Below are 26,352 nucleotides of genomic sequence, written 5' to 3'. Positions count from 1 at the left end.
AAGAATAAAAAGTTCCTCAAAAGGGATTTTGGTCCAGTGGAGCAAGCCGGCTATCACTCGATTGCTGGGTCTTATATACTGTCCGTGTATGATGCGGTTGAAGTGTTCTCGAGAGATACCAATTTTTTAGCGAGTTGGTTTTGGCTAATTTTCTTGGTGCTCAGGTATTTCTTGAGTACTTGAGTACAAATCTGGATTTTCAATGTCAATATCCCCTTTCGGTTAATATTTTTAATTATCCTTTACACCTAATGGTAAATATTATAATATTGATTTTTTGGCTTTACAAGCTGTAATATAAACATCACACCTAAGGGGAATAATGAATGATAATACACAATAATGTAGAATAATGCGGATCTATGAAGCTTTATACTAATAATAAATATTATTAAGAATGAATAAATTTAATTGACGCGGCTTTATCAAGTAATGTTTTCATAAAACACCATAGGTGTCATCCTGAGGATTCGTTTTGCAAATCAGTGAGGATCTCATCTTTTAACTTGTTCCTCCTCGCCCACTCTCCCCCTCTCCCCCTCGGCCTTTGTCCGTGAGTATCTCATCCTTAAGCTTTTTCAATTGCACTATTCCATGATTTTGATAAATTTAAGAATCAAGGCTTGACCCATCGTATTTTGTTACAGTTAATGATCAATTTGTGAATACTGTATGTGCAAATAATGTGCAAATAATGTGCAATATGTGCATTTATTGTTCAATAACGTAAAAAGCTCCTTTCCCCTTTTTACCGCTATCTTTCAAAATTTTTCTTTTTGTCAAATCAGAGAGATCATTAAATGCCGTATTTCGGGAACAATTGTTTAACGATTGATAATCTTTGTTCGTTATTCTACCTTTCTCTTTAATATGGTTTATCGCTCTAATCTGTCTTTCATTTAACCCTAATTTTCTTAAATTTTCTTCTGTATGGATATTTTTATAGAAATAAACAGCAAACCCACCAAATTCTTCTTTATATTCTGGTTCTGGTAATCCTGCCTTTTTACATTCATCAATAATTTTTATTGTTCCTCTACCCCATGCTTCTATAAGCCCTGTTTTGAAAAAAACATCTGCTAATAATTCATTTCTTGGGTAAGATGAGTGATTTTTCTTTAATTCTTCAATCTTGATTTCCTTGGGAAGCGTTCCAGAATTCCAGAGTATTATTTTATCAGGATATACTTTTAATTGAGTATGCGGTCCAATATAATCCCTGTGTATAACTGCATTAATAATTGCTTCTCTAAGTGCTTCTGCAGGATATTCAAGTTCTTCTTTTCGATATATCCCTTCAAATCTTATCTCGGATATTAGATACTTTGTCTGGAGTAACTCCATTGTCTTTTCAACCTGTTCAAACAGATTTCCTTCAACATCATCAGAACTTACGATGTCTGTATCAGATAAGAACTTACCGATTTTTATATAGGCACTTGATCGGAATTTCTTTAGATTCCTGCCAAAAAGCAAAATTGCTGCTCTTTTAAACTTTCCATTCTCAATCAAATTCAATTTCTCAAGCACTTTCATGGGCTCATTTTCATCTTTTATAAATGGAATTCTTTTTATTTCAATTCGCTTGAGTTTTTCTATTGTCCCAATATTTATATCATCTTTAATAGCGCTTTCCTCAATATACTCATCCCAACCCTTTCCTGATTTTGAAATCAAAAACCTTGATAAATCTTTGCCTTTTAATTCCTGAATTGTACTCCCACTTCTGATATAAAATCTTCCGTTATAAGAAATTGGAACATTTGAATGTTTAACTTCTATTGTAATTATATCCATGTCTTTTTTCTTTTCAAATCTCACAGATGGTATGATACCAAGGATGTCCCTAAACTTATTAGGTAAATCTTCGAGTAGTTTTTTCGTATCTTTTATACCAATAGGATTACCACTATCATCAACTCCAATGATCAATCTTCCCCCATCGGTATTAGCAAATGCACAAACCCACTTCAAATAATCATCACGCCATGAGGGTTTAAATTCAGTTACCTGGGATTCAACTTGTTTTGAATCCATATTTCTTTTCTCTTTTTTCAAATGCTATCTGACCTCCTTCAAGAACTTCACAAAAATGCTGTCGTATGCCCTTCCGAAACAATATAGCTTTTTGTTGAGATTCTGAAAGCTCAAAGGTATTTTCTAACGAACCAGAAACATACTCAAATTTGAATTTTTTATTATCTCGTCCTCTTTCCTGTCCTTCTTGATTTGCAACAATGATTTGATCGGCATCTGCACCAACAACCAAATTAGGGTTATGCGAAACTATGATTATTTGACTTTTCTTTTTCTTATTTTTAATAAATGAAACCAAATCATCATAGACCGACCTATTATCTAAATCGTCTTCAGGTTGGCCCAAAAGAATTGGCCATTCTTCATTATTCAAGTCAATAAGAAAGCTCAGAAGCACAAGACTTTTCTTGCCAGGTGACATTATGTCCATCTTTTCCAACTCGTCCTGTAATTTTGCTTTTGTCATAAAAGGTGTGAATTCTTTTTCGGTTTTTTCTAAATCTTTTTGATGAGCTGCAACCTTTGCATCGGCAAAAAATATAAAATTATCAGCAGCTTATAAAAGATCAATTAACATTTTTTCAATTGCACTATTCCATAGAATTTTATAAATTCAAGAATCAAAACCTGTTCCCTATGTTTTCTCACCCTCCAGGTCTTCATAAATACCGTTAAACTGCTCTAAGGCTGATCCTAAATTTTCTACAATTTCACTCGCTATAATATCCGGAGATGGGAGATTTTCTGAATCCTCAAGACTTTCATCTTTGAGCCAGAAAATATCGAGACTTACCTTATCTCTTTGCATCAATTCGTCATAGGTAAATGCTTTGAATCGTTCGGTTTCTTTTCTTTCCATTCGATTTTCTGATTTGAAGCATTTAATAAAATCCTTCAAATCCTCATATTTCAGGGGATTTGTTTTAAGAGTAAAATGCATGTTGGTTCTCAAATCATATATCCAGAGCTTCGTCGTCCAAGGTTTTTCACTGGCTGGTCTTCTATCAAAGAAAAGGACATTGGCTTTCACTCCCTGAGCATAAAATACTCCAGTGGGAAGCCTCAAAAGGGTATGAACATCACATTCGGCAAGTAGTTTTCTTCGGACGGTTTCGCCGGCACCACCCTCAAAAAGAACATTATCAGGGACGACAATCCCGACTTTTCCATTCATCTTGGTGATGGTTTTAACGTGTTGAAGAAAATTCAGTTGCTTATTAGAAGTGGTTGCCCAGAAATCCTGGCGTTCATAGACTAAAGTTTCCCGGTCTGATTTCCCTACACCATTCACGATGGTAATACTGCTCTTTTTTCCAAAAGGAGGATTGGTGAGGACGATATCAAACCTCTCTCCCGGGTCAGAAATCAGAGAATCTCCAACCTCTATAGGACTTTCCTCTCCTCCAATACCATGGAGAAAAAGATTCATGACACAGAGTCTTGCGACGCCATCAACAATATCCTTCCCTTTAAAAGTATGAAATTTTAAGAATTTCTTTTGATCGATATCCAATTGGAAATTTTGAGAAATAAAGTCATGGGCGGCTAATATAAATCCCCCGGTTCCACAGGCAGGGTCACAGATTGTTTGTTCTGGTTCGGGACGGACCACTTCTACCATAGCTTTAATAAGGGATCGAGGAGTAAAATACTGCCCTGCTCCTCCCTTAACGTCTTCAGCGTTTTTCTGCAAAAGCCCTTCGTAAATATCTCCCTTGATATCAATATCTAAGCCAATCCAGGTTTCGTCATTAATGAGCTCAATCAGACGCTTGAGTTTTGCTGGATCTTGAATCTTGTTTTGAGATTTTCTGAAAATAACCCCCAGCATACCCTTTTCTTTACCGAGGCTTTCGAGAATGTGACGATAATGGATTTCTAAGGCATCACCATCTTTTTCTATAAGGCTTTGCCAATCAAGTCCTTGGGGAATGCTCGAAGGTTTGTTATAGGGTGGTTGGGTCTGCTCATCGGCCATTTTGAGAAATAGGAGGTAGGTTAATTGTTCGACATAATCACCATAACTGACACCATCATCCCGAAGGACATTGCAGTAGTTCCAAAGCCTTTGAACAATGGTTGCTGATTCGTTGGCCATTTATATTACCTCCAATTAGTTTATAAATTTTCTCTATCTAATAACCATTTTAAAGGGTTATTCATAATGTATTCACGGATTTGGTTTAATTCAATTTCATTCCTGATGATATGTTCGTAATAATTACGTTGCCATAATCTACCGTTAAACGGTTTCCATCCATCTTGTTTTACCCGACGGATGTATTCATTGGTGGTCATAGTTTTAAACCATTGCACAATTTTTGGTATGGATGAACCCATGGTGTATTCACCAGTTTCTTTATTTTCCGTGATTCGTTCATCATATTTTTCGATTTTCCGTAGGGGCGGACCTGCGTGTCCGCCCAAGTCAACACCAATACAATTCAAATCCATTGAATTTTTTTCATCGTTTAATTTTTCATTTTTATCATCGTAGGGGCGGACCTGCGTGTCCGCCCTATTTGTGATTGGTAAAATATCAATGCGTGAACATATATTGGGCGAACACACAGGTTCGCCCCTACGGGGATTGTTCATTTTTTGTTGATCCGGTTTATTTTGATCGATTTTATGAATAATAAAATGGATATGGTTGGGCATAATGATATATTCATAATCTTCAATGTCGGGAAATTTATTGATTAATTCCACATACCATTTTTCGATCATCTTTCCGGCTTCATTTAAAAGTATTTTCTCTTCGATAATTTCCCCAAATAAACACCCATGATTCTGGGTGCATATAGTGATAAAATACATCCCAGCCTGGGAATAATCATAATCCTTTAAACGAAGCGGTTGACGGTGATGGTGTAGATTCTGAATGTATTTCATTTTTTTCTTCTGGATTTTTGAGAGGCTAAACCCATGATCTCTTTTTCTACCTTGATTCTTTCCAACAACTTTTCTGCTGGTTCATCGGTTGGGTCCTGGGGAACGAGCTTTCCTTCAAATGCCTGCTTCAAAATACTCTGGTGTAACTTTTCTGCCTGTTTAAGGCTCTGCTCGACAACTTTATCCAAGTGGTCAGCCACAGAAAGACGACTTTCGATTTCTACAACAATCTGGTGCTGTTCAAGTAGTGGTGGGAGAGGGATTGGTATTTGTCTCATTTGAGATTGGTTTAATTTTAATCTAGTAGTCCCAGAAACATAATTATGGAAGTCAAAAATATTAAGGTAGTGACACAAAATGGCGTTGATTGTTACTCCAAAAATAGCTTTTAAAACATGAGCATGATTATTAACCCAGCTTTTACCTCTGATGATATAAGCCTTTGATTTATGAGGGTCGAGAAATGGAGAGCCATCTTCACCCAATAAAATTAGTTCATCATCAAATATAAAATCATCAATCCAGCCAACTTGTCCAGTTGCTCCATAATATGGAATATCTCCTTTTCTCTTTTCTCTATCTTTTGAATTAACTGGAACTCTCTGGTTATCTAAAATTTCTACACAATTTTCGAGTAATGTCCACACCCATCCCTCTGGTAATTCAGGTAATTCAGATGTGTCTATCGGTGGCAGTTCTTTAAATTTCTCTTTGGATCCCTTTTTACGTTGTTCCTTTATTTTTTCTAATAACACTGAGGCGGGTTCGAGTTCTTCTTTGTGAGCTTCTCGCCACTGCTGGGTGAGCTTGCCTTCAAAAGCATTTTTTAAAACTACCTGTCGATAACGTTTGAGTTGAATCTTTATCTTTTTAAGGGCATCAACACCAGCATCCAGCTTGGTAAAAAGTTCCTCAATTTTATTGACAATGCGGTACTGTTCAGGAAGTGGTGGAAGAGGGAGGTGTAATTTTCTGAATTTTGTCACATTGAAAGCAGGTTGAGCAGTTGCAGTAGTAATGTTTTCCAATTCCTTTTTGAAAAATCTGGAATTTAGAAAATAAAATACATATAGTTTATTAATATCAGGGTAAACGGTCATTTTTAAAAGATTTGCTGGTATCATTGCAGATTGAAGATTTTCAGGATAGATTGCTGCTTTCCCACATGAACCAATTTTAGCTACTAAGATATCTCCACCCTTAACTTCACTTCTTTTTAGTTCCAGAAATTTATCTCTCGAAATATACCTAACGAATTGTTTATCATAACCGTATTCTAAGTTTCTTGTAGTAAGAACAGGTATGCCATTTTCATCATCAATATAATCAGATACTTTCAAATTCGATCCAAAAGGTCCGTCCACGATAGCATTTTTATCATTCGAAGCTATTCCCTCAAAAGTTGCCCACACCCAACCTTTAGGGAGTGCTGGTAAATCTGAATTAAATTCCATATTTCTTATACCGCAAGCCTTTCATTCAATTCTTCTAAAATCTCGTTTAATTCTTGTCCAAATAACTGATACACTTTTGCTGTTCCACCCTTTTGAATAAATGGAGCAAATTCAAAATCTTCCATACCTATGGTAAGTGATGTTGCAATATGGTTTTTAATCATGATTAACCATTCCAACTGTTCTGGTGTAAATCTTTTATTTATACTTTCTTGTTGACCCAACCATTCTTTGAAATTTCGATCAACCAGATTGTTGAAGGGTTCAAGAACATCAGTTTGTCCAATCGTAAAACGGATTAAAGAAATAATATTGGTTAAAAGTTTTTGTGGACCTGCTCCTCTTACCTTTGACTTGTCCAGTTGTTCGTATGCTTGCCAGATAGCTTCTGGTGTTAATAAATATGGTGGTTTTTTGATAGACTCTGCCAGTTGTTTGATTTCTTTATAGGCTAAATGCCTTTGATTATAAGGTTTTTGGTAGATAAGCTGGATTGCGGTGAGCTCATTTTTATTCTCTTCGATAAATTTTTTAAAAGTATCCACAATAGTCCGTGCTTTTTCTTTGGCTTTTTCATCGAAACCAGAATATATCACATTGTCTTTGCTGACAGTATCTATGATTTGCTCATTTTTCTGTTTAATGACAATAAGCGTATTCCTGAAGGATGGGTTATCAAAGGGTGTACAGGCTTGTTTAGCGAGTTCTTCCGATGCTTTTTCGATTTGTTTATCGGTAGGGCTTTTAGTATTGAAAATTGCCTTTGCTTTTTCAATTTTCTTGTCCGGATCTATAGCATCAAGCAGGTTGTTGATGATCTCCTTGAGAGGCTTGCCACCCGATGAAGTCTCAATTTCTTTTCTATCCCTTTCATCAACTTGCCTATCCAGTCTGGAAAGTCTTCCTGCTAAGGTACTGAGAATATCTTCATCTCTATTACCAAGGGAAACTAATTGAAGGAGTTTATCAAAAGAAATGTTCCTTTTCCTTTCCAATGGTCGAGAATCAGTTTTGTCTCTTTCGCAAACCCCCACCGCATCGATGATTACAAAATGGGTTTTATTGGAAGCATCAGGAGTAACCGCTTTAAAATCGGTTGTTTGAATTGTCCTGGTTCCTCTCCCCTTCATCTGCTCAAAATAGCCCTGAGCCTTCACATCTCTCATAAAGATAAGACATTCCAATGGTTTTATATCGGTGCCGGTAGCTATCATATCCACAGTAACAGCGATACGCGGATTATATGAGTTTCGGAAACTGGCAATTAAATCTTCAGGTTTTTCCCCGGTCGTTTTATAAGTTATCTTTTTACAGAAGTCATTTCCTTTGCCAAACTCCTGCCTGACAATATGGACAATATCCTCGGCATGGGAATCGTCTTTGGCAAAAATTAAAGTTTTGGGGATTTCTCTTCTCCCGGGGAATATCTCGGTGAAGAGATTATCTTTGAAAGACTTGATAACAGTTCTTATTTGATCCAGGGCAACGACGTCTCGATCCAATTGGACAGGCGCATATTCCAAATCCTCATCTAATTGTTGCCATCTTACTTCGCGAGTCTGTTTATCTCGCTTATCAATATAATAACCTGCCTCGACCTTGCTTCCTTTATCGGTAATCTCGGTTTTAATGCGATATACATCATATCCAACATTCACTCCATCAGCGACTGCTCGTTCGTGGCTGTATTCCATAACTAAATTCTGGTCAAAAAATCCCAGAGTTTGCTTGGAAGGGGTTGCCGTCAACCCGATGATAAAAGCATCGAAATACTCAAGCACCTGACGCCAGAGATTGTAAATGGATCGATGACATTCATCGGTAATGATAAAATCAAATGTCTCAATTGGAATTTGGGGATTATAAACCACTTCTTTGGGCGCTTCTTCGTAAGGAAATAACTCAAAGTTAGACTGTTCCTCAAGCTCGGGATCAAATTCTGATTCCCCTTTAAGCATTGAGTAAAGCCTCTGAATGGTGGTGATACAAACACGGCTAACGAGATCTATGGTATTTGACGTGAGATGCTGGATATTATAAAGCTCGATAAACTTTCTCCCATCATCAGGGGTTATAAACTGTTGAAATTCGTTTCTGGTTTGACGTCCTAAATTACTGCGGTCAACCAAAAAAAGAATTCTTCTGGCTTCAGCGAATTTTATTAGTCGATAAATGGTACTCACAGCGGTATAGGTTTTTCCGCCACCCGATGCCATTTGAATCAATGCTCTTGGTCGTGAATCAGCCAGAGATTTTTCCAAGTTTTCAATCGCTTCAATTTGGCAGTCTCTCAATCCGGTTTTGATAAGGGGTGGCATCTTTTTCAGTCTTTCTCTTAAGGTATCCTTTTCCAAAAGCCAGTCCAAAAGTGTCTTAGGTTGATGGAAAGCAAATACTCTACGACTGCAAGGCTCAGGATCTCGTAAATCTCGGAAAAAAGTTTCTGTACCGGTGGTTTCGTAAGAAAAAGGAGGAGAGTTGGTTATATAAGGGAGGCTTTCTTTAATGGCTGCAATATATTTACTACTCTGCTCAGCAACACCGCTTAATGTTGTTCCCTCAGGTTTTGCCTCAACAACAGCGACAGGCTTCCCATTTGCAAAAAGCAAATAATCAGCAGTTCCTTTTATAAGAGAAAACTCTCGAACTGCAACACCAAAAGAGGCTTGGAGGTTCACCTCATAATAATCCTGAACCACCCAGCCCGCCTGTTCCAGCAAAATGTCGATCTCTTGCCTGGCTTTTTCTTCAGGTTTCATCGTCCTTTACCGCTCTATTATCCAAATTATTTTGCTGAGGATTAAGACAATGTATGGTCTTTTCATTCCTTCACTCTCGCCTTTCGTTTTTGGGGCACTTTTCTATCTTTTCTTGTAAAGAAATAACCACCAGCATTTCCTATTTTATCAAATAAAACTAAATATCGTATATAAAATATAAAAATTAGTCGCACCTGATTAATATATTTCTGCAGTTTATTAGAATATATAATATAATATTTGAGAAACCTGTAAAAGATATTTAGATGGGAATAGAGTTAATAAAAAATGACTAATTTATTTTAAAAACGAAATACTTATCGAAACAGAAAAAGATGTTGAATTTTGAGATGTGGTTATCAATATTGGAGATAGACCATCACCAGGTACTGAAAACTTTAATCTTAAATGAAACGTTCGATGATGGAGGGTAAAGTGTAATTGGACAATGATGGTTCATTTTTTTTCAAAGAATCTTTCTGGAATACAAATAGAATAAATTTAAATAGTTGGTTTGATAGAAATGCTCCGCATTTAGGTGAACTTTATAAGGCTGCTTTAATTATATTCTACAACGAAGATTTTCCTGGTAGGATTGTTTTTATTTCTCATGCTGTTCGAGAAATATTAAATAGAATGCCTACAATTATAATAGGTCCGAAAAAAAATAATAAAAGGTTTGAATATAAAGATCGCCTTAAGCATTTATTAAAAATGTGGGAAAATTCAGGTTTTTCAATTAATACCATTAGACAAGAGTCGTTAGTGGATGAATCTGAATTATCGCATTCTGATAATATTAATATTCCAATTGAGTTATTCAGAGAAATATCGATGTTATTAAGTGATTTCTTAAAAATTAATGTAACACAACTTGATTTAATACAAAAACTTTTTGAGACAATATTTTCTAATTATAAAAATAATAATAAATTCCTTTACCCTTTAGTTAAATTATGGAAAGAAATTCATGATAATTATTTTATGAAATATGCCCATTTGGAAAATAATCCTAAGCAATTTAATGAAAAGGAATTAAAAGACAATTTCACAATATTTGAAAACCTATTGTTTAGTTTAACATTTGTAAATAAATTTTTTGAAAAATTGGAGGATTTAGATGAAATCCTGGAAGATACCAACACATGAACAAATAAATCATGCAGTATCATTATTAAATGACATACAAAGCTACCGTTATTTTTTTGACCGCTTAGATAATCCTGAATGGATATCACACTTAAAAAATAAAGGATACTTCCAAAATCCTCCCAAACCAATTCAAAACAGTGAGAATGGTACAATTCAGTTTCCTCCATGGCCTGAATCACATTATTTGGCAAGAATGGCAAAAGAAAAACCAGAGGAAGTTTTAAAGATAATCCTTGATATTCCAGAAACTGAAAACTATCAAATTATTGAGAATTTTATTGAAGCTGCGTTAAATATGCCTACGGATTTATCAATTAAATTACTCCAAAGGATTAAAAAAGTTTTTCAATTACCTTATGAAATTTTCCTCCCAGATAAACTTGGTTCATTAATAGTACATCTTTCTCATGGTGGATATTCAAAAGAGTCTTTAGAACTCTGTAAAGAAATTTTAAAATTAGTTCCCAGTTCGATTAACGAGGAAATACCAAAACCAAAGACAAGGTTTAATCTATATTTTTTTGAAGTATTCCTAAAAAACTACTTCCCAAAAGTGTTAAAGGCAGTTAAAGTTCCTGCTTTTATATTAATTTGTGATCTTCTTGAAGAAGCAATCTATCTCTCAGAAAACATGAGAAAGCCCAATGACCATTCATATACTTGGTATCCAGCTATTGAAGATTTACCTCTGGATTATCATCGTGATGATATCAAATGCATTTTAGTTCAAACAGTAAGAGATGCGGCAATACAGCTTATAAATGAAGATATTAAATATTTTCAAGAGATAATAGATCTTTTTGAAAATAGATCATGGTGGGTTTTAAAACGGATAATACTTTACCTAATAAGAATTTATCCTAACATTAATCAAGATCTTGTCGTTAAATATATGGTTGATAAAAATCTATTTGACAATCCTAATATTTACCATGAATATATCCTTCTATTGAGGGAGAACTTTATTATACTTACCCAAGAAAAACAACAAATAATAATAGATTGGATTGAAAAAGGTCCCGATCTTGATGAATACAAAAGACGATTTGAAGAGTGGCATGGAAGATCTCCTAACAAAGAAGAATTTGAACATTATCGAAAAAATTGGCAACGTGATAGATTATCTTGGTTAGAAGAAAGTCTCCCGAAAGAATTGGCTAAGTATTTCGAAAAGTTGATTGAGAAATTAGGGAAACCGGATGATCCCACTATACCCTCTTATGCAATAGCAACTTGGGAAGGCCCAACAAGTCCAAAAAGTATTGAAGAACTTAAAAGATTGTCAATTGAAGAACTGGTTCAATTTCTTAAAACATGGCAACCATCTAAAGATTTTACTGCTCCTTCCCCAGAAGGTTTAGGACGAATCATTACAAACCTAGTGGCAGAAAATCCAGAATCTTTCGCAAAATATGCAAATCGATTCACTGGACTAGATGCTACTTATGTTCGATCTCTTCTTTCCGGATTTATCGAAGCAATAAAAAAATTAAAAACAATAGAATTGGAATCAATTCTTGATCTTTGTGAATGGGTTGTAAAACAGCCACGTGATATTTCAATCTTAAAAAATAGTAATTTTGATGGTTCTGACCCCAACTGGGGTTGGGCACGAAAAACAATAGCAGATCTTTTTATACATGGATTCAAGTTGACAGAAGGTAGTTTTGATATTCTGCATCAGAAAAGAATATGGTTTATTCTTGAAATTTTATCCAAAGATCCTGACCCAACTCCCGAGTATGAAAACAAATATGGTGGGAAAAACATGGATCCTGCAACTATGTCTATCAATACAACACGAGGATTTGCCATGCATGCTGTTATGAAATACGCTCTTTGGGTGAAAAAGAACTTAGAAAAATTAAGTAAGCATAATGATGATTTTATTTTTAACCTTGATTTGATCCCAGAAGTTAAAAAAATTCTTGGCGAACACCTTGATATTAAAAAAGATCCATCGTTAACCATTAGAGCAGTCTATGGATGGTATTTCAGTCAATTGGTATTGTTTGATAGGAATTGGACAATTCAAAATGTGAATATAATATTTCCTCAAGACGAAGAATATATTAATTACTGGTTTGCTGCCTGGAATTCTTTTGTTGTTTTCAATAGTCCTCATAGTAAAACCTTTAGCATTTTAAGAGAACAATATTTATTAGCAATTGAACGCTTAGCAATGTCTCCTGAAAATTGGGATGCTATTAATAATCCCTTTGAACGACTTGCAGAACATTTAATGTTAATTTATGGGAGAGGTCAAATTGAAATTGACGATCCACTTTTAAAAAAGTTTTGGAATAGTTCACCAATAAGTATTAGATCTCATGCATTAAGATTTATAGGTAGTTCTTTAAGAAGTTCAAAAGAAACTATTCCAATTAAAACCATTTTTCGACTCAAGAAAATTTGGGAAGATAGACTTAGGGCTGCCAAGAGTTCACCAAATCAAGAAGAATCTAAAGAAGAATTAGAAGCTTTTGGATGGTGGTTTACATCAGGAAAGTTCAATGATGCATGGGCTTATAAGCAATTATTCCAGGTTCTTCAAACTAGCGGAACAATTGGTGATGATGCAAGAGTTTTAGAAAAGATTTACATTAAAGTAGATATTTTCCCTAAAGTATCAATAAAAATTTTGGATACAATGATAAGGAGAACAAAAGAGTATTGGAAATTTACAATTTGGAATGAACAAACCAAAGAAATTATTAAAAAAGTACTCCAAAGTTCAGATATTAAAGCAAAAAATCTTGCCGAGAATTTGATTCATTATATGGGAAGTATCGGCTTTTTGGAATTCAGAGATCTTTTAAGATAAAAAGTTTCTAAATAACTGTCTTGTTTATATGTTTATCCAATAATCGTAATTGTACCTGTTGCTTAGGGTACTTAGTTGTTTAGCTGTTAGTGATGTTTTAATTGTAATGTAGGACGCTTAACTATTTTAAAATAGTTATAGAGTTTTCATTTTATACTGGATAATCAAGAATGCGTAATTTAATAAGCGATGTTTCCAGGCCCTACTAAATCAATAAAATATAGAATATCAAAGAAATAAATAGAGCTATTATCAAAAAAACTAAAAGATATCGTTTTATTTAAATTTAATGCTCAGTATCTTTCGGAGGATTGGGGTCGTTGCCGGGATAAATAGTATCTTTGCTTCTAATTTTTCCATCTTTCCCTTTTGTGATTAACTCTCCCCCTCCCTGATTCTTTAGATTATTTTTTGCTGCTTTTTCAGCATCTTTTTGTGTATCATGAATACTTGTTGCTTTTTTTGCCGAAGCTTTCTTGTTTACCCATTTCCCATTATCATTTTTGTAAACTATCCTATCGGATTTTTTAGACATAGGCTTTTCTCCTAAAAGATGATTTTATTGGTTTGTATCAAATAATATTCGCAATTTAAATTTAACGAATGCCGAAATATCTATTTCCAAAGTGTTTCCATAGTATTAGGTTACATTCCTTGAAAACCTTGTTTTCGGAAAGTTGAGATCTCACAAGCTGAGAGCTTGACAGAACGTCCTACTTTTTTGTAATTACCTTAACTTTGTTTTGGAAATTTATAACATTCATCTAAATACTTATGGCAAAATGATATCAACGTTAATATATCTAAAGCTTTTGTTTCATCAATTTTCCAATTTATCTTAGGAGTATGTGCTGCGGAATTTCTAACCAAATGAAATATTGATTCTAAAAGTTCTTTTAATCCTGTAAATTCATTTAATTCACTTTCAGTCTTTAGTGAATTAAAAAAAATATAAGGGTCATTCTTGGCGAAAGCTTTTTGAAACAGTGCAGAACCATCCAAAGTTAAACCAGTAATTTGACGAACTCTTTCTGCTAAACTCTTGGCTGCTTCAAATACGGTATCATAATAATCTTTTCTCAATAAATCTTTAATGCAATATTTCTCGACCTCGTGATGAATGGCCCTATTATAAAGATGTTTTCTTAGGTTGTTTACTCTCCTATCTACTTCGTCAAGAGTTTTAGCTTCAATGACTTCGCTAAGTACTCCCTCTTTAGATACAGACAATCCTACAAATAACAGTACCTTATTTATCTCTTCAAAAAGAAAATTATACTTCTCTCTACTGGATTCATTTATATAACTGGCGGGATTTAATGCTTTCTCGATAAATAAAAAAATCTTTTCGAACGTTTGACTCTGATTGATTTCATTTACGAAGCAATTGTATAGCCAGTCTCTTTTATTTAAACCCATTGTATAGGTAATGCCGTTATAAGACTTCCTATCATCTTCAAGTTGAATATGACACTGTTCCAACAATCTTGATAACTCAGTTTTTGTAAGTCCACGATTTGTGTCTGCAATAACATCGCACACTGCCTTAAGATGTTGTTCATTTAGTTTCTTCTCTATTCTCATAAACATCACCTTTTAACCATAACGCTCTCTATTAGTAATCTGTTGTAGGGTGTGGTGACCTTGCTTAATCTTTCCGATAACTGTTTTGTATTGCCGGCATCTACCGACCTTTGGACAAAGCCAATAACCAAGAAAGTTTTTTCTTGGGTTTGATTAAGTTATCCACAACTTCTGTTAAGTTCGTGAATGTGGTGTGTGCGCCTAAGCAAAACCACAAAATTCAGTAAACTTTGAACCCTTCTATCCAGACCCTTGGGAGAGAATTTTTTGGTGAAGATAATAGAAAATTTCCATATTAATTTAATTATTTTATTCAGAAGGATATATCTCAAAATGTTTATCTCGAGATTCTTTTTTGAGTTTTGATATCAATTCCTTCTCATTATTAAAAATAACTAATTCTTGCGGCATATCATTTCTTTGAAGTTTAGGATTCTTAACTCCTACAAGCGGCATATGAATTTCCGTAAAAAACTGCGTTAAAAGTCCCAAGGCAAAATCTTTTTGAAGTTCATACATATCATGGTCAAATCCACCATTTTTGTTTCTATGGCCTTCAATATCTAAATAGAGGTATCGTTCATAATTAGGAAACTGTTTTTGAGTATTTTGTAATAATTTAACCAAAATATTAGCAGAAGTTTTAAAGTCTTCATGGTCATATACTACATGATAAACTGCTATTCCTTTATTTTTAAGCCTATTATAGTTATTAGGATCATCTTCTATAGGATTGAGTACGTTGATCTCCCCATTGTATCTTTTTTCCATTAAATCAAACCAATGATCCCTCATTTCTCTTATTTGTTTTCGCTTTTCTGGATTTCCTCCGTACAAATCATGGCAAGAAGCACATAGTGGAGCAGCATTTTCTAAATCGTTACTTCCCCCTTCTGATTCAGGAATAATATGATGAACTTCAACAAAAGACTTTTGGCATATTACACATCTAAAACTCGCCTTGCGCTTCGCTTCATTCTTAACACTCTCAGTAAATGCCATAATTTCACTCCTCTCCTATTATTAGTTGATTAATTTTGGCTAACAGCTCTGTTTTTTTAAGGCAATAGTCGTGATTTAGCTTTACTTACGGAAACATAAGTCCCATTGAGCTGGGTTATGCTTAACTTAGATCGGTGTATCGCGAAATATGTTTCGGCTATATCCTTGCCAACTTCTTACGCTAATCCGCGCCCGAGGTGGAAACGCGATGTTATTCATAGTTGATATTATCTTTTTCTATTGTCTGTTTCCGCCATATGTCTAATACAGAAGCAACATCAATAATGGAATGTTGTTTATTCCATTCTTCAACGAAAGATATATCATCACTATCTGGTGTGGGATTTGGTTGGTCAACTTTTATTCTAGTTGGCATCATAACAGCATCTCCAATTAATATTGCCTCACCACGACGTAATGTTGAAAAAATGTCAACTATGCCTTTCATAGAATCCGGCAACGTAATTACTGGGGTCAGGTCTTGATTCTTGAATTCTGGGGATTTGGGATTATGAAAAAGATGGAAAGATGAGATCCTAACGCCCTCAAATAATGAGGGGGTGAGGGGGAGAAAAATGAAAGAGATGTGGACTAAGGATGACTTCATTTTTTTATTTTGTGTAGGAACTTGACTTATCGTGTCAGTGAATTGATTTCTAAGGGAAAAAAATAAAGATGAACCGGTAGAGATTGCCACGTCACTTCGTTCCTCGCAATGACGGATTATATTGATGTGCTCCTCACGCAGGAAAGCACTGCTCAGGATGACATATGTGGTGCCAGATAAGATTCTCATGTTCAATTTTCCGCCTCAATTTCATGAGTAACATGGTATCTTCAATAGGGTCTCCACTAAAATTATCAGCAACGACGGCAACGTCGATATCGCTTTCAGGCGAATGAGTCCCTTTTGCATAAGAGCCATAGAGATAAAGATGTCGTACCCTTATTTTTTTCTTGAATTAATTTACTCAACTTTCGCAGTTCAATAATAGTACTTTTCCTTTCAACCACGCTGAAAGACTATTCACAAAATAAGCAACTAGCTCTTTGACTTTTTCTTCTGAAAGGACAAGAATCTGTTTGATGGTCGTCTTCAGGAGCTCAAGAAGAAGAGTGAGTGCTTCCATAAGAGTGATATCCTGAATCTCATCGCAGCAGGCATAGAAAAGCTCACCAAAGGTTCGGGGATCGGTGTTTCTCCGGGCAATAACCGCGAGCATGATATAGCGGATAAAGACGATACTGGTATGGGATACCAGAGCATCATAGGATCGAACCTGAAATTCTCGAGTGAGTTTCAAGACCGATTTCACCATCTTGAAGAAAACCTCGATATCCCAGCGTTTCCCATAGAGGGTGACGATCTCGTCTTCAGAAAGAGACAGATCGGTTGAAAGAAGTGCCAGCCACTGGTTTTTTTGTTTTTCACTTCGGACCAAGACGATGCGGGCATACAGGGGGTTATCAGTCAAATTGAGATTAATCACACAAGATCCAAGGATCGGACCCTGTGGTCTTTTCTGAATCCGGTTGAAAAGAGAGGAAAGAGAAAGAACTTTTCCACCAAAAGAGTAGTAAATCTTTGGGGTGTTTTTGAGCATACACACCACAGAAAGTCCCCGGGTTGAGCATTTCCGGATGAGGGTTGGGAAGCTAAACCAACTATCAAAAAGGATGGTATGAACCAAGGGACAGCATTTGAGTGCTCCATCTAAGAGTTTCAAAAGCACTTCTGGAGCCTTTTCCTGGGATTCTTTGCGAATTCGAGCCCTGAGGCTCCGTCGATCAATAGAAGGATCCATTGGATAGAGTTGGTTTTTGTGGTGATGGGAACTTAAGAGCGAAAAGGAAAAGGGGATGAAGGTGGCTCCATCAGTGAGCCCGAGGGTGAGCATCCGGAAACCCCGGCTGAAAAGCCCTCTTGAGTGGTCAAAGAATCGAGAAAGACCTTCGACGCTTGTGCTGCGGGGTCGCTCATAAGGAGAATCATCTACCACCCAGGTATACCGTTTCGGTGTTGTAAAGGGAAGTAGGGCTTCATTCACCACTTTGGCACTCAGTAGAAATAAGAATTTCCGCCAATTACAGCGAGTCTGCTGGAGGAAACGGTAGATGGTATCTTTCTTTCCCTGAAAGGGATTATTCCTGGAATGGAGAAAACCCGAGAAGCTTTTCCCGGTGAAGGCAAGGAGAAAGATCATCTGAAAGACTTCTTTGACTGGGATCCCCTTCTCTTTGTAAATATGACATTTCCGAAACAGTTGGTTCAATTTGAACTCCTTCATAAAGGAGGAAAACATGGGTAACAAGGTCCTTTCATTTTCCACATTTTCTGGTAGTATAGTCATAAAGACACCTCTCTCTTTTTGGGAATTGTTTTATTACCTAAGTCAATTCTACCAAAAAGGAGGGGTGTTTTCATTAAAAATCCCTTTAATATCAAGGTTTTTCAGTATTTATTTTGGTGCGAAAGTTGAGTTATGTATATTTATGAATTAGGTCTTAAGGGCTTAGATGAATAAAAAATCAAAGTGGGTTGTTTATTATCAAAAAGAAATTTTTCCTGTTATCTATAAATTCCGAGTGAGATCAATAAAAAATAATTAATATTATTATTTAGTTATTGTATAATTTACTTTATACACAATGAAATTTTTTTAAAACAAAAAAAACGCACTCTCTCGTGTTATTCGTTTTTAGCATCATAATCTCTGAGTGTAACTGTTTTATTTGGTTCTTTTTTAATTTTTTAAATTTTCGATCTAAAACAATTAATTTTAGAAAAATGACAGATATTCTTAGATTAATAAAAATATTAAGACCTTTAATATGAATACTTTAACTGGTTGAAACCAATGATTTTTTCTAATCCGACTATTAATTTTTTTACACTAAAAAAGAAGCCAAAAACCTCTTCAATCTTCTTCATTTTGATTAAATTAATTCATAAAATACAACATTTTTTTCATTGGACAGGTAGTGCCTTTTTAAAATTCGAATGAACCAATTGATTAATAATAACATCGTTCTAATTAAATATTTTTGTACTTCACTAAGCTTTCCATTAATAAAAGACGGAACGGATGATTCGGAAAAAAAGTCAAAAATGGAATCATTTAGGAGTTGAAAATTCATGACGAGTGATAACACTCATGAAAAAATTGAAATTAATGCTGCTATTTCAAAACTTTTAAGTATAGTAACTAAACAACTTGCTCAATTTCTTGAAAAGATGTTGCCATCTTTGTTTGAGGATTGGTGGAACCAAGCCGTATTAAATTCTTTATCGTTTCAGCAAAAGCACTTTGTAGAACAGAACAACATTAGCTCTCTCAAAGAATTAGATCTTGACGGATTGCTTAGAATATTTGATAAAAATTGGTATGAAATATCAATTAAATTAGGCCTTACAGAAAAAGCACGTCATTTCGTTAAAAAAACGCAGTTAATGTACAATCGTTGGTCTTACACGACAGAAAAAGATTTTTCACTTGAAAGTTTATATCGTAATCTAGATACACTCCACAACTTTTCTGAAATCATTGGACCAAATGATGATTTGTTTAAGGAATTATGTTTAATTGAAGAAAATGTACTAGCAAATAAATTAATTTTTTGCAACCGAAATGAAAAAAATGGTTCCCTGTCGTCACAAGATAACAAACTTTATTCAGAGTTTGAACCAGGACAAATTGTTTTTTTGAAGTCGAACCCAAATGTTCGAGGTGCTGTTATTTCTATTATACCCAGTATGCCAGAGAATCGCATTAAAGTCTTTGTGGACAATGAAGTTCAAACGTTTTATGCTTCTCAACTGCATGCTGAAAGTATATATGAAAACGAGTATGTATTTTTTTCTTGTGAGGAATTTCAATCTTACCTTACTGCCCTACATATAAGATATCCAGGTGTGTCCACACTCTACTCACTTAATGCAGCCCGAATTGATTTTATCCCATATCAATTCAGACCTGTTTTAAGATTTATCAGATCGGATCGACCGAGGTTGCTAATTGCTGATGGTGTAGGTGTTGGTAAGACCATTGAAGCAGGCCTAATCCTTCGGGAGCTTCAAGCGAGACACGACATTCGTTCTATTCTAATCATATGTCCGCGCCCACTGATTACTGAACGTAAATGGCAGAATGAGATGAAGCGTTTTGATGAACGATTTTCTCATCTTGATGGAAGAACCTTACGATACTGCATTCAAGAGATGGATCTAGAAGGAGTTTGGCCAGAAGAATATCATAAGGCAATAATTCCCTATTCTTTATTCGACGAGGCTCTACTTTATGGTTCAAACCCAAGTGATAAAAGAAAACGGAAAAAGGGTCTCCTTGATCTCGACCCACCCCCACGGTTTGATCTTGTTATAGTTGATGAAGCTCATCATATTAGGAACCAAAACACTTTTAGCCATAAAGCAGTGAGATTCTTCTGTGATTACGCAGGAGCAGTCGTTTTTTTGACGGCAACACCAATTCAGTTAGGAAGTCAAGACCTTTTTGTTCTCCTCAATGCTCTTCGGCCAGATTTAATCATAGATCAGGAAAGTTATGAACATATGGCAGAACCTAATCCTTTCATTAATAAAGCAGTGTCTCTAGTTCGTACCCGAGAAAATGAATGGCCTGCCAAAACACTTGAAGCCCTTGTTCAAGCAGCAAATACGAATTGGGGCAAAGCAATTCTAAGACATAATCCCGAGTTTACGAGAATATGTTCAAGATTGACTGAAGGAAATATAAACGATAATGAGAGAATACATTTAGTTACAGAAATTGAAAATTTGTATACATTTGCAGGAATAATTAATAGAACTCGTCGTAGAGATATTGGAGATTTTACAATGCGAAAACCAGAAACAGTAGCTGTTGAATTCACTCCTGCTCAAAAAAATCTTCATGATGAGTTACTACAATTACAAGCTGAAATATTTAGCAGACTTCATGGAGATGTCAATATCAAGTTTATGATGACAACTATTAGGCGCCAAGCGGCAAGTTGTATTTTTGGACTCGTTCCTTTCCTTGAAGATATTTTAAACTGCCACATAGATGAATTGTTATGGGATGAAGCTGATGATACTGAAACGATACCAAAAAACGATGTTGTTATTCCAATCCAAATGCAGATTCAGACACTGCTTAATAGAGCACGTTTGCTTGATCCTTATGATCCAAAGCTCGAGGCTTTGTATAACGTTATTCGAGATAAGCAAAACCTCTATAATAATAAATTGATGCTGTTTAGTAGTTTTCGACACACGCTTCATTATCTTTATAAAAATCTTGTAAAAAAGGGTTTCCGAGTAGGAATGGTACATGGTGATACACCTGAAGAAGAACGAGTTTCGTTGAGAAATCGCTTTGAGAAACCACGAGAAGAAGCAGATAGCCTTGATCTTCTATTATTTTCGGAAGTTGGATGTGAGGGTTTGGATTATCAGTTTTGCGATTGTATTGTTAATTATGATCTACCTTGGAATCCTATGCGTGTAGAGCAACGAATTGGTCGTATTGATAGAAAAGGTCAGAAAAGCGAGACTGTAACCATTATCAACATGGTTACTCCAGGAACTGTAGACGCTGACATCTATGAGCGTTGCCTTCTTCGAATAGGAGTTTTTAATAATGCTTTGGGTTCCTGTGAAGAAATACTCGGGGAAATTACTAGGGAGATCAAAAACATTGCTGAAAACTATATCCTAAACACAGAAGAACGAAGATCAAAACTACAGCAATTAGCAGATAACAAGATTAGGTTGATACAAGAGCAAGAATCCCTTGAAGAAAGGCAGATGGAATTATTTGGAATTCATTTCCCTGAAGATAAATTTAGAAAAGAAATAGAAGAAGCCACAAGCTATTGGCTATCACCCAAATCAATTTATAGGTTGGTAGATTGCTATTTAAAACAAACATGCGGAAAGGAACAAGATTACATTCTTGGCGAAAAGCCCTTAAAGACCCTCCGCCTATCACAAGACGCACGGAATAAACTTTTGCATGATTTTCAACGTCTTCCAAAACAAAACACTATTCAATATCGTGAGTGGATGAAGTGGTTAAAAGAAGGCAATCCTCATCTTATTATTACCTTCGAATCGGACTGTGCATTACATAACCATAATGCTACTTTTATAATGCCACACCACCCTTTAGTAAAACAAGCAGCAAATACATTTGATGCAAAACAACGAGTTATAACTAAATTAAAAGTGCAAATTAATGATGTTCCAACGGGTCAATATGAATTTGCCATTTATCAATGGAGATTCCATGGTATCAAGGAAGATTTAGTACTTTGTCCGGTTGCTAAATCAGAGTTAATAAAACCCCATCTTACTCAATTACTTGAAAAAGCGAAAGATTTTACAGTTGAAATTCAGGATATTATTAACATTCCGGTTTGGAATGAATTAGATGAGCAACATTATAAATTATGGTCAGAAGCGAGAGATAAGCATCGCCAACAAACCCAAGAATTGGCTGAATATCGAAGGGAAAGTTTATCTACCAGCCATCGGTCAAGGCTAATGCTACTTGAAGAACAGTTAAAGAGTGCATCTGATGAGAAAATTAAAAGAATGCGCCAATCCCAAATACTAGCCGCTGAAGCAGATTACGAAAGACATATACAGGATATTGATATTGCTGTGAGAAAAGCAGACATAATTGCAGACCTTGTTGCAATTGGAATTTTATTCATTGAGGGGGGTAATAATATTGTTTAAAGGTGCACGTGAACATATCAATAAGATAAGATTAAAAAAGTATTGGATTGATGAAAATGGTTATCTTAAAAAAGGACGCAATCCTTTATCTTCAGATCTCATGGATTCTATAAAACATCTTTCCGATGGCCTTTATTCAAGTAACGTTCACTTTATATTTGAATTAATTCAAAACGCTGAGGACAATACTTATCCTCATAACACAAAACCAAGTCTGTCATTTCATTTAGTGCAAAAGGATCCTACCGAAACCAAAGGATCTGATGGAGCATTGATTATTCATAATAATGAGTTAGGTTTTTCTCCAGAAAACATTGAAGCAATCTGTGCAATAGGAAAATCTACCAAGAAAAAAAATCAGGGATATATCGGAGAAAAAGGAATAGGCTTCAAGTCCGTTTTTAAAGTAACATCAAAACCTCATATAATTTCTAATGGTTATAGTATTTGCTTCCCTGAAGAAGAAGAAATAACAGGACTTGGATATATTGTACCCCAATGGGTTGAAAAACTTCCGGATAAACTAATTAATAACTCTCATACTACTATTATATTGCCTCTCAATAAAATTGAAATTAATTATTCAGACGTTGAAAAAATGCTTCATGATATTCAACCAGAAATAATTCTTTTTTTGACAAAGATCAAAGAAATTAGAATCCAAACTAATAAAGTAAGTATGATGAGGATATGGAAAGACGATTCGCTTTTACCTTTAGTCAAAATTTATGTTGAGAAAAAGAGGTTAGTCAATTCATATTTAGACTCTTTTGAATTTCTATTTTTTTCTAAATCCTTTAATAGACCACCTGAAATTATTCAAGAAAAACGAGAAAATATCAGAGAACGAGAAGTATCAATCGCATTTCCAATAAATAATAATCAAAGGGGCATAGGGAAAATTTTTGCCTATTTGCCTGTTCGTTCTGATTCGGGTTTGCCTTTTCTGATCAATGGTGACTTTATTTTGCCAAGTTCACGAGAAGATATTAGGGATGTGCCGTGGAATCGTTGGTTGATGACATGCGCATCAGAACTAGTTAAGACCTCATTGCCAGAATTAAAGGAAAGAAATCTTTTAAAAGTTAATTTTCTAGAAGCACTCATTAGTAGATTAAATAACATTTCTGAAGATAAAGATAGTATATTTTATCCAATTTTCGTTGCGGTTCGTGATGTACTACTGAATACTGAATTACTTCCAACTGATGATAAGACATTCGTGTCTGCTAGAAATGCTAAATTAGCTAGAGGAGAATGGTTACGAAAATTGTTAAGAGAAGAACAGCTTAAACAGTTATTTAAAACTAATGCACCTCTGAAATGGATTTCTAGTGATGTAACCGAAAGTTCTATTTTATGGAAATTTTTTCGAAATGAATTAAAAATAGATGTGATTTATCCTGACACATTTGCACGTAAGGTGGATATTCACTTTTTTGAAAAACAATCAGATAAATGGTTCATTGAGTTCTACAGGCAACTTATAGAACAAAGAAATTTGTGGAAAAAGAGATTTACTAATTCCATTTGGAACGGAGATGTACCTCTTCGCGAAAAACCAATTATACGTACCCAAAATGGACAGCATGTAAAACCTTTTAGTGATGATGGCTTACCAAATGTCTATTTACCTATTGAAATAAATGGAGATATTTCTTTACCAGTTGTAAAAACTAAAATCGCTGACGATAAATCTGCACGGATTTTTTTAAAAGAATTGGGTATTCCAGAGCTGGATATTGTAGAGGAGGTCATTAAATATGTAATTCCTAAATACTCATCTACATCAAAACCTCCCTCTTTAAAAGATCATCTTTCTGATATCGATAAAATCCAACATGCATATAAAACGGATTCCCAAGATAAAAAAAATAGATTATATAAGGCTCTTGAAAAATCGGCTTTTATTTTAGCTGAAATTAATGGCTCAAATGAGATAACATATCGTAAACCATCAGAGGTCTATTTTTTTAATGAGAAATTAAAAATATATTTTGAAGGTAATATATCAGTTGGATTTGTTTCTTCGAATTATAGTGATTCCTTATTTAATTTATTTAGAGACCTTGGTGTTAGAAATAAAGTTAAAGTTATCAAAAAAAATTCTGATCCAAGAGGGTTTGTAATAATTAGAGATTATTATGCTGACCATAAACGCGGTTTAAACGGATTTGATCCCGATATTCAAATAGAAGGTTTAGAACATGCTTTGAAATCACCCTCTTTAGAAAAAAGCGCATATATTTGGAACACTATTGCTATTCCTAATTCTGATTGCATTAGAGGTATTGTAGAAAAATCAACCAATCAAAACTATCTGAACAGTGAAAAAAAAGAGGTAATATCCGAATTTGGACGATTATTGATGGAAAATTCTTGGTTACCAGACGTTAATGGAGTTTTTAAAAAACCAAGTCAATTATACATTGACGAACTTCCTGAACTTTTTAAAAGTGATAAAAAGCTCGAAAATCTATTAGGATTTAAAAAAAACATGGTTGCTGAGCTTGCAGAAAAAGTAGGCATTCATGCTGAGGATATTAATTTTATAAAACTGCACCCAGAAGAATTCATACAATGGAAAAAAAGTGTATCGATGAGAAACGAAAAGCCAGTCTTTCCAACAGATGCGGCTCATAATTTGGAGCGTCGAAAAGAACAAATATTTAAACAAATTAAAAATGCTTCTATTAAAGAATACGAAAAAACTGAAAGAAGCGTTAGGACATCCAGGGGTTCGATAGATCCAAATATTTGGCTAAGAAACAAATATACCAACAAAAATGATGAAATGATTTGCCAGATCTGTAAAAATGTAATGCCTTTCAAAAAGCGTGATGGTGAGTATTATTTCGAGGCAGTAGAAGCTTTATCAAGAGATTTTTTTAAAAAAGAGCATGAAGCACAGTTCTTAGCTCTTTGCCCATTATGTGCAGCAATGTATAAAGAATTTGTAAAGAACGATGAAAACACAATGAATGATCTATATTACTCTATTAAGAATAATGATAAACCTGAAATTGAATTAAGATTAGGAAATTTAAAAACTAGTATCAAATTTGTTGAAGTCCATTTCAGTGACTTAAAGGTAATTCTTGGATAAAATTTTAATATATTTAGAAGAATCCTGTGGAGGGATATTTTTTAGTTTTTAGGAAGAATTTCTGGTGTTTATCATACAATAATAAGAGTACAATAAGACATCCCCGGTTAAAATGTGTTTTTCTATTTAATACGTGGGGTGTGGCTAACGGGGTTCGTTACCTAGGCAACTGGGTTCACTCGGGCTTTTGAAATGCCGCCCTGGTTTTTTTATTGTCCCTGCCAATGATATAGGGACGAGGTACATATACATGATACGCATCATCCTCGTCTATATCTTTCATAAAGGGGAAAAATCCTTTATGACTCAACTCTCACAGATCTGGCAACATTATAATCAAGAATGAGGGTGAGGGTACCCTATTCGTATAAAACAGGAGTAATGAGATTGTTTTCCTTGAGCCACATCAATAATTTTTTAAAAATTCAAGAATCAAGACCTAACCCTAAGATTCTTCACGATGGGATTGGAGCCTTTCTCTGATATTTCCTTGTCCTACGCGTACTATTACTATTGAGCCATAAGAATCTTAATACCAAATAATATAAACCCCTTCTTAGTCATCGAAATATTTGTCCCTCAATTTTACACTACTCAGTGGACACCAAATATTTCCTTGACACTTAATCCATTCTAATTGCATATTTATCCCACCTTATGAAATTTGAATTATAGCTTACACCTTTTACACGGCACATATCCAGCCTCAATCGCTTCTTCCCTTGTCTTAAAAAAGACCTTATTTTTCTCTTTGAGTAATATTTTGGGATAGACCCACTCGTATACTCAAAAAGGTC

General features: G+C 34.8%; 16 protein-coding genes and 1 pseudogene. 4 read left to right on the top strand and 13 right to left on the bottom strand.

The features are described 5' to 3' along the window. Positions 1 to 711 precede the first annotated feature (711 nt). The 6 genes and pseudogenes from RT761_RS11535 to RT761_RS11510 form a co-directional block, all read right to left on the bottom strand. Positions 712 to 2,058: an ATP-binding protein gene (locus RT761_RS11535; RefSeq protein ID WP_218111569.1), complete on the bottom strand. Its 1,347-nt coding sequence runs from the start codon at positions 2,056 to 2,058 to the stop codon at positions 712 to 714. Beyond that, positions 2,018 to 2,464 (bottom strand): annotated as a pseudogene (locus RT761_RS11530) (TrlF family ATPase); the annotation flags it as partial. The pseudogene RT761_RS11530 and the gene RT761_RS11535, both read right to left, overlap by 41 nt. Positions 2,465 to 2,671: 207 nt before the next feature. Next, complete coding sequence (locus RT761_RS11525; RefSeq protein ID WP_218111567.1) at positions 2,672 to 4,135, bottom strand: type I restriction-modification system subunit M; 1,464 nt, start codon at positions 4,133 to 4,135, stop codon at positions 2,672 to 2,674. A gap of 20 nt (positions 4,136 to 4,155) precedes the next feature. Continuing rightward, positions 4,156 to 4,932 carry a transposase gene (locus tag RT761_RS11520; protein ID WP_218111566.1) on the bottom strand — a complete coding sequence of 259 codons (777 nt, stop codon included), beginning with the start codon at positions 4,930 to 4,932 and terminating at the stop codon, positions 4,156 to 4,158. Next, entirely contained in the window at positions 4,929 to 6,386 is a 1,458-nt protein-coding gene (locus RT761_RS11515) for a restriction endonuclease subunit S (protein ID WP_218111565.1), read from the bottom strand. Before RT761_RS11515 ends, RT761_RS11520 begins: the two co-directional genes overlap by 4 nt. Positions 6,387 to 6,391: 5 nt before the next feature. Further along, complete coding sequence (locus RT761_RS11510) at positions 6,392 to 9,145, bottom strand: type I restriction endonuclease subunit R (protein WP_218111564.1); 2,754 nt, start codon at positions 9,143 to 9,145, stop codon at positions 6,392 to 6,394. Positions 9,146 to 9,586: 441 nt separating this feature from the next. Here RT761_RS11510 and RT761_RS11505 point away from each other — a divergent pair, with 441 nt between their 5' ends. Together RT761_RS11505 and RT761_RS11500 are read left to right on the top strand one after the other, a co-directional pair. Continuing rightward, entirely contained in the window at positions 9,587 to 10,294 is a 708-nt protein-coding gene (locus RT761_RS11505; protein WP_218111563.1) for a hypothetical protein, read from the top strand. Beyond that, positions 10,266 to 13,121 (top strand): hypothetical protein, encoded by a 2,856-nt coding sequence (locus RT761_RS11500; protein ID WP_218111562.1) that lies wholly within the window; start codon positions 10,266 to 10,268, stop codon positions 13,119 to 13,121. The genes RT761_RS11505 and RT761_RS11500 overlap by 29 nt, the downstream gene beginning before the upstream one ends. Before the next feature lie 286 nt (positions 13,122 to 13,407). Here RT761_RS11500 and RT761_RS11495 read toward each other — a convergent pair whose 3' ends face one another. The 6 genes from RT761_RS11495 to RT761_RS11470 all read right to left on the bottom strand — a co-directional run bounded on the left by RT761_RS11495 (position 13,408) and on the right by RT761_RS11470 (position 18,058). Beyond that, positions 13,408 to 13,656, bottom strand: coding sequence for a DUF2188 domain-containing protein (locus RT761_RS11495; protein ID WP_218111561.1), 249 nt, complete (start codon positions 13,654 to 13,656; stop codon positions 13,408 to 13,410). A gap of 197 nt (positions 13,657 to 13,853) precedes the next feature. Then, on the bottom strand, positions 13,854 to 14,705 hold the full coding sequence (locus tag RT761_RS11490; RefSeq protein ID WP_218111560.1) for a TIGR02391 family protein: 852 nt from the start codon (positions 14,703 to 14,705) through the stop codon (positions 13,854 to 13,856). Positions 14,706 to 15,014: 309 nt separating this feature from the next. Then, complete coding sequence (locus RT761_RS11485) at positions 15,015 to 15,707, bottom strand: HNH endonuclease (protein ID WP_218111559.1); 693 nt, start codon at positions 15,705 to 15,707, stop codon at positions 15,015 to 15,017. A 211-nt stretch (positions 15,708 to 15,918) separates the two neighbouring features. Then, complete coding sequence (locus tag RT761_RS11480; protein ID WP_218111558.1) at positions 15,919 to 16,503, bottom strand: hypothetical protein; 585 nt, start codon at positions 16,501 to 16,503, stop codon at positions 15,919 to 15,921. After that, complete coding sequence (locus tag RT761_RS14325) at positions 16,448 to 16,657, bottom strand: nucleotidyltransferase domain-containing protein (RefSeq protein ID WP_218113421.1); 210 nt, start codon at positions 16,655 to 16,657, stop codon at positions 16,448 to 16,450. Before RT761_RS14325 ends, RT761_RS11480 begins: the two co-directional genes overlap by 56 nt. A gap of 21 nt (positions 16,658 to 16,678) precedes the next feature. Next, positions 16,679 to 18,058, bottom strand: coding sequence for an IS4 family transposase (locus tag RT761_RS11470; RefSeq protein WP_218111557.1), 1,380 nt, complete (start codon positions 18,056 to 18,058; stop codon positions 16,679 to 16,681). A gap of 785 nt (positions 18,059 to 18,843) precedes the next feature. Between RT761_RS11470 and RT761_RS11465 the strand changes: the two genes are divergently transcribed. Both RT761_RS11465 and RT761_RS11460 read left to right on the top strand, forming a co-directional pair. Then, a complete protein-coding gene (locus RT761_RS11465) occupies positions 18,844 to 22,449 on the top strand; it encodes a helicase-related protein (protein ID WP_218111556.1) in 3,606 nt (1,201 codons plus the stop codon). After that, a complete protein-coding gene (locus RT761_RS11460; protein ID WP_218111555.1) occupies positions 22,442 to 25,555 on the top strand; it encodes a sacsin N-terminal ATP-binding-like domain-containing protein in 3,114 nt (1,037 codons plus the stop codon). Before RT761_RS11465 ends, RT761_RS11460 begins: the two co-directional genes overlap by 8 nt. A gap of 669 nt (positions 25,556 to 26,224) precedes the next feature. Here RT761_RS11460 and RT761_RS14385 read toward each other — a convergent pair. Then, positions 26,225 to 26,317 (bottom strand): Ada metal-binding domain-containing protein, encoded by a 93-nt coding sequence (locus RT761_RS14385; protein WP_218113420.1) that lies wholly within the window; start codon positions 26,315 to 26,317, stop codon positions 26,225 to 26,227. Positions 26,318 to 26,352: the final 35 nt, after the last annotated feature.

Source organism: Atribacter laminatus (genome assembly GCF_015775515.1).
Lineage (GTDB): Bacteria > Atribacterota > Atribacteria > Atribacterales > Atribacteraceae > Atribacter > Atribacter laminatus.
The sequence above is the reverse complement of the archived record's forward strand: the minus strand, read 5'-3'. Positions and strand labels throughout refer to the sequence as shown.

Bases quoted from the DNA above. Each gene is read 5' to 3' on its own strand.
- RT761_RS11510 (WP_218111564.1), bottom strand. From the start codon at position 9,145: ATGAAACCTGAAGAAAAAGCCAGGCAAGAGATCGACATTTTGCTGGAA.
- RT761_RS11515 (WP_218111565.1), bottom strand. From the start codon at position 6,386: ATGGAATTTAATTCAGATTTACCAGCACTCCCTAAAGGTTGGGTGTGG.
- RT761_RS11485 (WP_218111559.1), bottom strand. From the start codon at position 15,707: ATGGCATTTACTGAGAGTGTTAAGAATGAAGCGAAGCGCAAGGCGAGT.
- RT761_RS11495 (WP_218111561.1), bottom strand. From the start codon at position 13,656: ATGTCTAAAAAATCCGATAGGATAGTTTACAAAAATGATAATGGGAAA.
- RT761_RS11490 (WP_218111560.1), bottom strand. From the start codon at position 14,705: ATGAGAATAGAGAAGAAACTAAATGAACAACATCTTAAGGCAGTGTGC.
- RT761_RS11525 (WP_218111567.1), bottom strand. From the start codon at position 4,135: ATGGCCAACGAATCAGCAACCATTGTTCAAAGGCTTTGGAACTACTGC.
- RT761_RS11480 (WP_218111558.1), bottom strand. From the start codon at position 16,503: ATGAGAATCTTATCTGGCACCACATATGTCATCCTGAGCAGTGCTTTC.
- RT761_RS11500 (WP_218111562.1), top strand. From the start codon at position 10,266: ATGAAATCCTGGAAGATACCAACACATGAACAAATAAATCATGCAGTA.
- RT761_RS11470 (WP_218111557.1), bottom strand. From the start codon at position 18,058: ATGACTATACTACCAGAAAATGTGGAAAATGAAAGGACCTTGTTACCC.
- RT761_RS11465 (WP_218111556.1), top strand. From the start codon at position 18,844: ATGACGAGTGATAACACTCATGAAAAAATTGAAATTAATGCTGCTATT.
- RT761_RS11520 (WP_218111566.1), bottom strand. From the start codon at position 4,932: ATGAAATACATTCAGAATCTACACCATCACCGTCAACCGCTTCGTTTA.